Consider the following 7,627-nt stretch of genomic DNA (forward strand, 5'->3'; position numbering starts at 1 on the left):
GTACGGTGCAGCCGCTCGCGCTGCCCGTACCGACCGACCAGGAGCCCGTAGATGCGCCCCGGACCGCCGCCCTTCGCCCGCCCGCTTCCCGTCGCGGCTCTCCGTACGTCCCGGGCTCCCGTCCTCGCGCTCGCCCCGATCGTCGTCGGCGGGGGGCTCGCGCTGCTCGTCGCGACCGTGCTGCTCGACGGCCCCTACGTGGTAGCGAGCGGTGGGCTCTTCGCAGTCGGGACCCCGACGCCGCCCTCGTGGTGGTTCGCGCCGCTCGCCCTCGGGGTGACCGCCGGGGCGTTGGTGGGGGCGCGCGCCGCGGCGTCCGAGATCGCCTCACTGATCGACGCACGGGTGACGCCGCGCACCATGTCGGTATGGCAGCTGTGGACGTCTGCCCTGGTGCGCCGCGCGGCGGAGGTCGAGTGGCGCGATCGACTGCGTCTGATGGGAACGAAGTCACGCACCGCCCTGTTCGCGCCGGCACTGGTCGGCGTCCCGCTCGTCCTGTGGCGACTCGCGTCGCCGTGGGTCAGCGGAGCGGTCCAGAGCGTCGGCTACGTGCTGCTGGGCGCGACGGCGGCTTGGTTAGTCGCCCTCGTGATCGCGCAGGAACAGGCGGACCAGATGGTCCGACCGCCGGTCCGCCGGCTCGATCCCGTCGGGACCACCACGTCACCGCCGCACGCGACCTACGCCTCGGTCGCCGGGCTGCTGGCGGTCTCGCTGCTCACCGGCACCGTCGTGGCGACCAGTCCGCTCGGCCTCCCGGCCGGCGCCGTCACGCCGCTGCCGACCAGCACGAGCAGGAACGAGCCCTTCTCCACCATCTGGTGGGACTGGCGAGACAGGACCGACGCGTCGCTCGTCGACGGCGGGCTGCTCGTGGCACGACCCGACTGGGATCACAGCTTCGTCTCGACCTGCACCCGCGCCCGGTGCAGCCCGGCTGTGGGACTGGGAGGCTACCCCTCGGCGCTCGCACCCTTGCCGGACGGAAGTGCGGGGATCGTGACCTGGCGCCTGGAGGACGACGAGAGTCCCGACGCCTCCCCCGCGGAGCTCGTCTCGGACACGGTCACGGCGCGAGACCTCGCCCGCCTCTCCCGCGAGACGTCGACGCGGGACGCCGCCGATCCCACCTGGTACGACGTGCCGCCGAGCGCCACCGTCCTGTCGACCGTCGCAGCCGAGAGACGGCCCCTCGGGTATCGAGACGAGTCGCGCACCCCGCACGTCACCGCGGCGCCGGTCCCCCACGGCTCGGGCGGGGGCATCGCGTTCGCCTCCGTCTGGAGGCCGAGGGACATCGGCGACGAGATCGGCCGGGACGACCCACCCACCGAGAGCTCGGTCGAGGTGACCACCTGTGCAGACGTCTCGTGTGCCGACGCCCAGGTGGACGGCATCTCCTGGGACGGCTTCCTGCCGGGTGAGTACACGACCCTGCGGCTCGCCGTAGGACCCGACGGCACGACCTACACGATCGCGCACGGAGAGGTGGACGGCTCCCACGCCACCGTCATGCTCGTCGGTGACGGTTCCGGAACTCTTCGTCCTCGGGTGCTCGCGCACGACCGGTTCCCTCCGGACGACAGGGCCGTCTCGATCGCCGTGGGCGGCGACGGTCGCCCCTGGATCGCCCTCGGCGCAGCCAAGGGGCTGAACGACGAGGTGCGCGAGGCCGCCCTTCTGCGCTGCGACGACCCCACGTGCGCGAGTTGGAGCGCCCAGCCGATCGACACCGTGCTCGAGCTCGAGGTGGCCGTGGACGGCACCGGCCGTCCGCTCGTCCTCCACGGCACCGCCGAGCACCTCGTCCTGCTCTCCTGCCACGACGAGACGTGCCGCACCCGTTCCTCGGCCGTGGTGGAGCAGATCCCGCACGACGAGGTGCAGCGGGCCCGGGGCATCGGGGCCGACCCCACCGCGCGACGTGCACAGGTGCGCATCTCGGTCGACGAGCAGGACCGCCCGGTGCTGATGCTCCACCGCCACGTGCTGTGGTGCGACGCCCCACGGTGCGGACTGGCGTGACAGGGTCTGTCAGGCGAGCCGGCGCAGCCACCCGTGCCGGTCCGCCGCGCGACCGGTCTGGATGTCGGTCAGCTCGGTCCGGATCGCCATCGTGAGCGTCCCGGCCTCGCCGCCGCCGATCGTGAGGTCGAAGTCGGAGCCAGCGAGCCGGCCGATGGGCGTGATGACGGCGGCCGTGCCGCACGCGAAGACCTCGGTCACGGAGCCGTCCCGGATGCCGCCCAGGATGTCGGCGAGCGGGATACGTCGCTCCACGACCTCGTGGCCGCGGTCGGTGAGGAGCCGGATGATCGACGAGCGCGTGACGCCCTCGAGGATCGACCCGCTGAGCTCGGGCGTCTCGACGGACCCGTCCGCCTTGACCACGAACACGTTCATGCCCCCGAGCTCCTCGAGGAACGTCCGCGTCCCGGAGTCGAGGAAGCACACCTGCTCGCACCCGTGCTGCTGCGCGACCACCTGCGGCAGGAGGCTCGACGCGTAGTTCCCGCCGCACTTCGCGGCGCCCGTCCCGCCGGCGCCGGCGCGGCTGTACTCGCGGTCGACCCAGATGGACACGGGCTTCACGCCGCCCGAGAAGTACGGGCCGACGGGCGAGGCGATGACGAGGTACTCGGCCTCGAGCGAGGGCCGGACGCCCAGGAACGCCTCGGACGCGTACATGAACGGGCGCAGGTACAGGCTCGCCTCGTCCCCCGTGGGCACCCAGTCGACGTCCGTGCGCACGAGCGCCGTGATGGAGCCGAGGAAGTCGTCCATCGAGAGCGCGGGCAGCGCGAGCCGCTGCGCGGACTGCACGAACCGCGCCGCGTTCGCCTCGGGACGGAACGTCCACACCGAACCGTCGGCGTGCCGGTAGGCCTTCATGCCCTCGAAGATCTCCTGCGCGTAGTGCAGGACGGCGGTCGCCGGGTCGAGGAGGAGCGGCCCGTACTTCTCGATGCGGCGGTCGACCCACCCGTCGGTCGAGTTCCAGCTGATGCGCGCCATGTGGTCCGTGAAGACCGTGCCGAACTTGGGTGCCGCGATCGCTGCCTCGCGCTCGGCGGGCGGCGTCGGCGTGTCCGTGGGCCGGACGTCGAACAGGGCGATGAGGTCCTCCGTCGAGGAGGACGGCTGGTGCTGCGCTGCGAGGGTGCTCATCATGAGGCCTTTCACCTGGCGACCCGGGTGGTCTCCGCCTAGTTTTCCACGACCGTACGGCGCGCGCGGCGATCTGCGCGAGGGCACGACGACGGGAACGGCGTCACCGGGTCAGAACGGGAGGGGTTCCGGTCCTGGGGTGATGACGACCGAGGTGCGGGGACTGCGGACGACCGCTGCCGGGGCGCCGTGGCGTCCCGTGCTCCGGATCAGCCGGCGACGCGAGCGGCGAGCTCGCGGCCCACCTCGGCCGTCGAGCGTACTCGGCCCCCCCGCTCGGCGAGGTCGGCCGCCACGGCCGCCTCCACGCGCTGCGCCTCGCCCGTGAGGCCGAGGTGGTCCAGGAGCATCGCGACCGACAGCACGGTGGCGGTCGGGTCGGCCTTGCCCTGCCCGGCGATGTCCGGAGCCGATCCGTGCACGGGCTCGAACATCGACGGGGCCGTGCGGTCGGGGTTGATGTTCGCGGATGCGGCGAGGCCGATGCCGCCCGTGATCGCGGCGGCCTGGTCCGTGAGGATGTCGCCGAAGAGGTTGTCCGTGACGATGACGTCGAAGCGCGACGGCTTCGTCGTGAGGAAGATCGTCGCGGCGTCGACGTGCAGGTAGTCGGTCGTCACGTCGGGGAACTCGGCGTTGACCGCCTCGACCGTCCGGCGCCACAGGTGCCCGGCGTGCACGAGCACGTTGTGCTTGTGTACGAGCGTGAGGTGCTTGCGCGGGCGCGCCTGGGCGCGGGCGAACGCGTCGCGCACGACGCGCTCCACACCGAACGCCGTGTTGACCGACACCTCGGTCGCGATCTCGTGGGGCGTGCCGACGCGCAGCGCACCGCCGTTGCCGACGTACGGGCCCTCGGTGCCCTCGCGCACGACGACGAAGTCGATCTCGCCCGGGTCGGCGAGCGGCGACGTGACGCCGGGGTAGAGCTTGCCGGGGCGCAAGTTGACGTAGTGGTCCAGCGCAAAGCGCAGCTTGAGCAGCAGCCCGCGCTCGAGCACGCCCGACGGCACGCTCGGGTCGCCGATCGCACCCAACAGGATCGCGTCGTGCCCGCGGATCGCCTCCAGATCGGCGTCCGTGAGCGTCTCGCCCGTCGCGTGCCAGCGCCGCGCACCCAGGTCGAACGGCGTCGTGGAGACCTTCACGTCCGAGCCGGCCACTGCGGCCTCCAGCACGGAGAGCCCTTGCTCGACGACCTCGGTACCGATGCCGTCGCCGGCCACGACTGCCAGATCAATGGTGCGCGTCATGCCCGGGAGCCTACGCCCCGTGCCACGCCTCGGGACGCAGGTCTCACGTCTCGGACTGTCAGCCGATCGGGAGCTTCGTCGTGCAGTCGATCTTCGTGTACGGGCGCCCCTTCTCGTCGACCGACGTCCCACCGCTCCCGTAGGCACGGCACCCGGTGTAGCCGTCGTACCCGCCAGAGGCCGGCGGGGGCGCCGGCTGCTCGGGCGCCGACGGGGCGGGCGCCGAGGGAGCCGGCGCCGACGAGCCACCCGCCGAGTTGCTGCCGGCAGAGGCAGCAGCACGCTCAGAGGCGCGACGGTCCTGCTCGGCGCGCGCCTGCTCCTCCGCGGCGACACGTGCCGCCTCGCGCTCCGCCGCCAGCCGCTGCTCCTCGGCGACCCGCGCGGCCTCGGCCGCGAGCCGCTGCTCCTCCGCGGCGCGCGCAGCGCGCTGCTGCTCCTGGGCGGCGCCGACCGAGGCCACGCCGGCGTCCCGACGCTCGACGAGCGCGCGCAGGGCGGCAGCGGAGAGGCGTCGACCGTCGCCGTCGTCGCTCGTGAGGACGGCGTCGAGCGCCGCTCCTGCCACGGCGAGCGCCGCGAGAGTCTCGCCGTAGGCGTCGAGGTCGGCCAGCGGCGCCCCGGCCACGGGAGCCTGCGCGAGCGTCTGGGCCACCTGGTCCTCGTACGCCGCGACCTGCGCTGCCGGCGTGCACGGTACGTCCTCGGCATACAGCCCGACGCCCGCCTCCTCGGCCTCGGCGCGTGCCTGCTCGACCTGGTCGTAGAACCGGTCGTTGCCGTCGACCACGAGCGTGCTCGCCAGGCCCGCGCGCGCGATCTCCGCGTTGACGAGCGCGTCGTCGAGGAACACCCCGGCCAGGTCGCGGCCGTAGCGGTCCCTGCGGACGTCGTCGTACACCAGCCCCACCTCGGTGCCCGCGGGCAGCATCGCGGCGAGGAACTGCGACGCCTCGGGACCGAGGCACTCCACCGGCGCGTCGGGGTCGACCGACTCCGGGGTGTCGATGTTGAGCAGCCGGACCCGGCGCTCGTCGCCGTCGAACGGCGAACTGCCCGAGTTGCACGGGTTGGCCAAAGCGGGCACTATTAGGAAACTTTCCTAAACACGCTCGAAGGACTGCCGATGACCGCGCCCTCCACGTCGAGGCTCCCGGGCACGCCCGGGCTCCTGCGCACGATCAACGACCGCGCGGCGCTCGAGCTCCTGCTCGACTCCGGACCCCTCACGCGGTCCCAGATCGGCGATCGCACCGGCGTCTCCCGCCCCACCGCTTCCCAGATCGTCGCACGCCTCGAGCAGTCCGGCCTCATCGAGCCCACCGGGTCCGTGCAGGGCGCTCGAGGCCCCCAGGCCACCACGTACGCAGCACGCACCGACGTCGTCGTCGGGCTCGCGCTCGACGTGGTGCCGACCGGGGTGCGGGCGAGCGTCGTCGACGCGTTGGGTCGCACGCTCGGCGAGAGCGTCGTCGAGGCCGGCCCGGACAGGACGGCGCTCGGCGACGTGCGGACCGCGTGGGAGGAGTCGTGCGCGGCGGCGGGCATCCCGCGCGAGCGCGTCGCGTGCGCCGCCGTCGGCGTGCAGGCGGCCCCCGAACCGCGCAGCGGAGATCTCGCCCTCGTGGGCGAGCTGCCGGGCTGGCCGCGCCGCGGGCTGCGCGCACACCTCGAGAACGCGCTCGGCATCTCGGTGCGCATCGAGAACGACGTCAACCTCGCCGCGATCGCCGAGCGGGACGCCGGCCTGGACGAGAACAGCTTCGCGCTGCTCTGGCTCGGCGCGGGCATCGGCCTGGGGTCGTGGCTCGACGGGCACGTGCACCGCGGAACCGCCGGCGGGGCCGGCGAGATCGGCTACCTGCCCGTCCCCGCGGCGGGCATCGACGACTCCGTCAACGTCCAGGACCTCGTCGGGGGTCTGCGCGTCGTGGAGATCGCCGCACGCGCCGGCGTGCCCGGCGTCGGGCCGACCACCCCGTACGACGACGCCGTCACCGCGATCGCCGCGAACGCCGGGACGCCGGCGGTCGGTGCCGTGGTCGACGAGCTCGCCCGCCGGGTCGCGGTCGTCCTGCAGCCCGTCGTCGCCGTGCTCGAGCCCGACGCCATGGTGCTCGGCGGCCCGACGGGCGTCGCCTGCGGACCGGCCCTCGCGGAGGCGACGGCGGGCCTGCTGCGCGGCACGGATCTCTCCGCCGGCTCCGTGGTCGCCAGCGCGATCCCCGAGCTCGCGGTCCTGCGCGGGGCGCGCTCCGTCGTCGCGCACGACGTGCGATCCCGCCTGCTCGCCGCCGCGGGACGACCGGACCACGTCCAGGTCGTCGCGCCTCCGTTCCCGGGGTAGTCCTCTTCACCTGCCCCGCCGAGCGGTGACCGGCCGACCGTGGCACGGCCGGTCACCGTTCAACCCCGCCTCAGCGCGGGTAGAGCAGCTGGAAGCGCTCACAGACCAGCGGCATGTCCGGCGCGAAGTCGCGCTCCAGCACGCGGTCGAAGTACTTCTCGTGCTCGGCACGCCACGACTCGAGCGAACGGTCGTCCTCGCCCTCGGCACGCGCGAAGTCCGCGTCGACGTCGTCGAACGCGACGATCGTGATCGACGTCGTCCGGATCAGAGCGCGCGGGTGCCCGCCCCCGTCCAGCAGGATGGACAGCTCGCCCTCCCGCGGAACCGGCTCGCCCGAGTCCTCGTACTCCCACAGGGCCGACGACGTCGCGGTCTTCTCCCCCGTCAGCACCGCGGCGAGCAGGTCGTCGGCGAGGGCCGGGTTGTCCCCGAACGACCACGCCGGCGGCGGCACGCTCTCGGACACGGTCACGCCGGTGACGACGCCGATCTTCGCCATCCCTGCGCTGGGTCGGGCCAGCTCCCAGAAGGCGAGGATCTCCGCCGCCCGCTCGTCCACCATCGTCGCGTCCTCGGCCACAGGGTCCCCCTCGTGTGCGTCTCGGGTCATGCCCCTATCGTGGCGCACCGCCGGGCGATGTGCCCGGTCCCGCGCCATTCGTCCCGCTCGTGTCGCCCGGACCGACGGCGGCGGTCACCTCGCTCGCCGTCCGCAGCACGGGGCCCGATCCCGGCGACCTGGGCCATGCCCTCTCGGGCGGGATCGGTGCCTGACCACCGTCGTCGCATTCGCTGCGTCGTGGACGTGCGAGCACGAGTCCGAGGTGACCCGACAGCACGAGGAGGGGGCGGC

General features: G+C 73.5%; 6 protein-coding genes. 2 read left to right on the forward strand and 4 right to left on the reverse strand.

Annotated elements, in window-relative coordinates:
- The first annotated feature begins 51 nt into the window (after positions 1-51).
- Positions 52-2,028: a hypothetical protein gene (locus AC4H2H_RS11430; protein ID WP_494370931.1), complete on the forward strand. Its 1,977-nt coding sequence runs from the start codon at positions 52-54 to the stop codon at positions 2,026-2,028.
- Between the two features lie 9 nt (positions 2,029-2,037).
- Here the strand turns inward: AC4H2H_RS11430 and AC4H2H_RS11435 are convergent, their stop codons facing one another.
- The 3 genes from AC4H2H_RS11435 to AC4H2H_RS11445 form a co-directional block, all read right to left on the reverse strand.
- Complete coding sequence (locus AC4H2H_RS11435) at positions 2,038-3,171, reverse strand: branched-chain amino acid aminotransferase (RefSeq protein WP_494370932.1); 1,134 nt, start codon at positions 3,169-3,171, stop codon at positions 2,038-2,040.
- A 209-nt stretch (positions 3,172-3,380) separates the two neighbouring features.
- Positions 3,381-4,424, reverse strand: a complete 1,044-nt coding sequence (locus AC4H2H_RS11440; protein WP_494370933.1) for a 3-isopropylmalate dehydrogenase — start codon at positions 4,422-4,424, stop codon at positions 3,381-3,383.
- Positions 4,425-4,482: 58 nt separating this feature from the next.
- Positions 4,483-5,511 carry a thermonuclease family protein gene (locus AC4H2H_RS11445; protein ID WP_494370934.1) on the reverse strand — a complete coding sequence of 343 codons (1,029 nt, stop codon included), beginning with the start codon at positions 5,509-5,511 and terminating at the stop codon, positions 4,483-4,485.
- A 39-nt stretch (positions 5,512-5,550) separates the two neighbouring features.
- Here AC4H2H_RS11445 and AC4H2H_RS11450 point away from each other — a divergent pair, with 39 nt between their 5' ends.
- Positions 5,551-6,771 (forward strand): ROK family transcriptional regulator, encoded by a 1,221-nt coding sequence (locus AC4H2H_RS11450; RefSeq protein ID WP_494370935.1) that lies wholly within the window; start codon positions 5,551-5,553, stop codon positions 6,769-6,771.
- Between the two features lie 70 nt (positions 6,772-6,841).
- Here AC4H2H_RS11450 and AC4H2H_RS11455 read toward each other — a convergent pair whose 3' ends face one another.
- On the reverse strand, positions 6,842-7,384 hold the full coding sequence (locus AC4H2H_RS11455) for an ASCH domain-containing protein (RefSeq protein WP_494370936.1): 543 nt from the start codon (positions 7,382-7,384) through the stop codon (positions 6,842-6,844).
- Between the last annotated feature and the right edge of the window lie 243 nt (positions 7,385-7,627).

The sequence above is a fragment of the Cellulosimicrobium sp. BMG9.22 genome, from assembly GCF_059159975.1.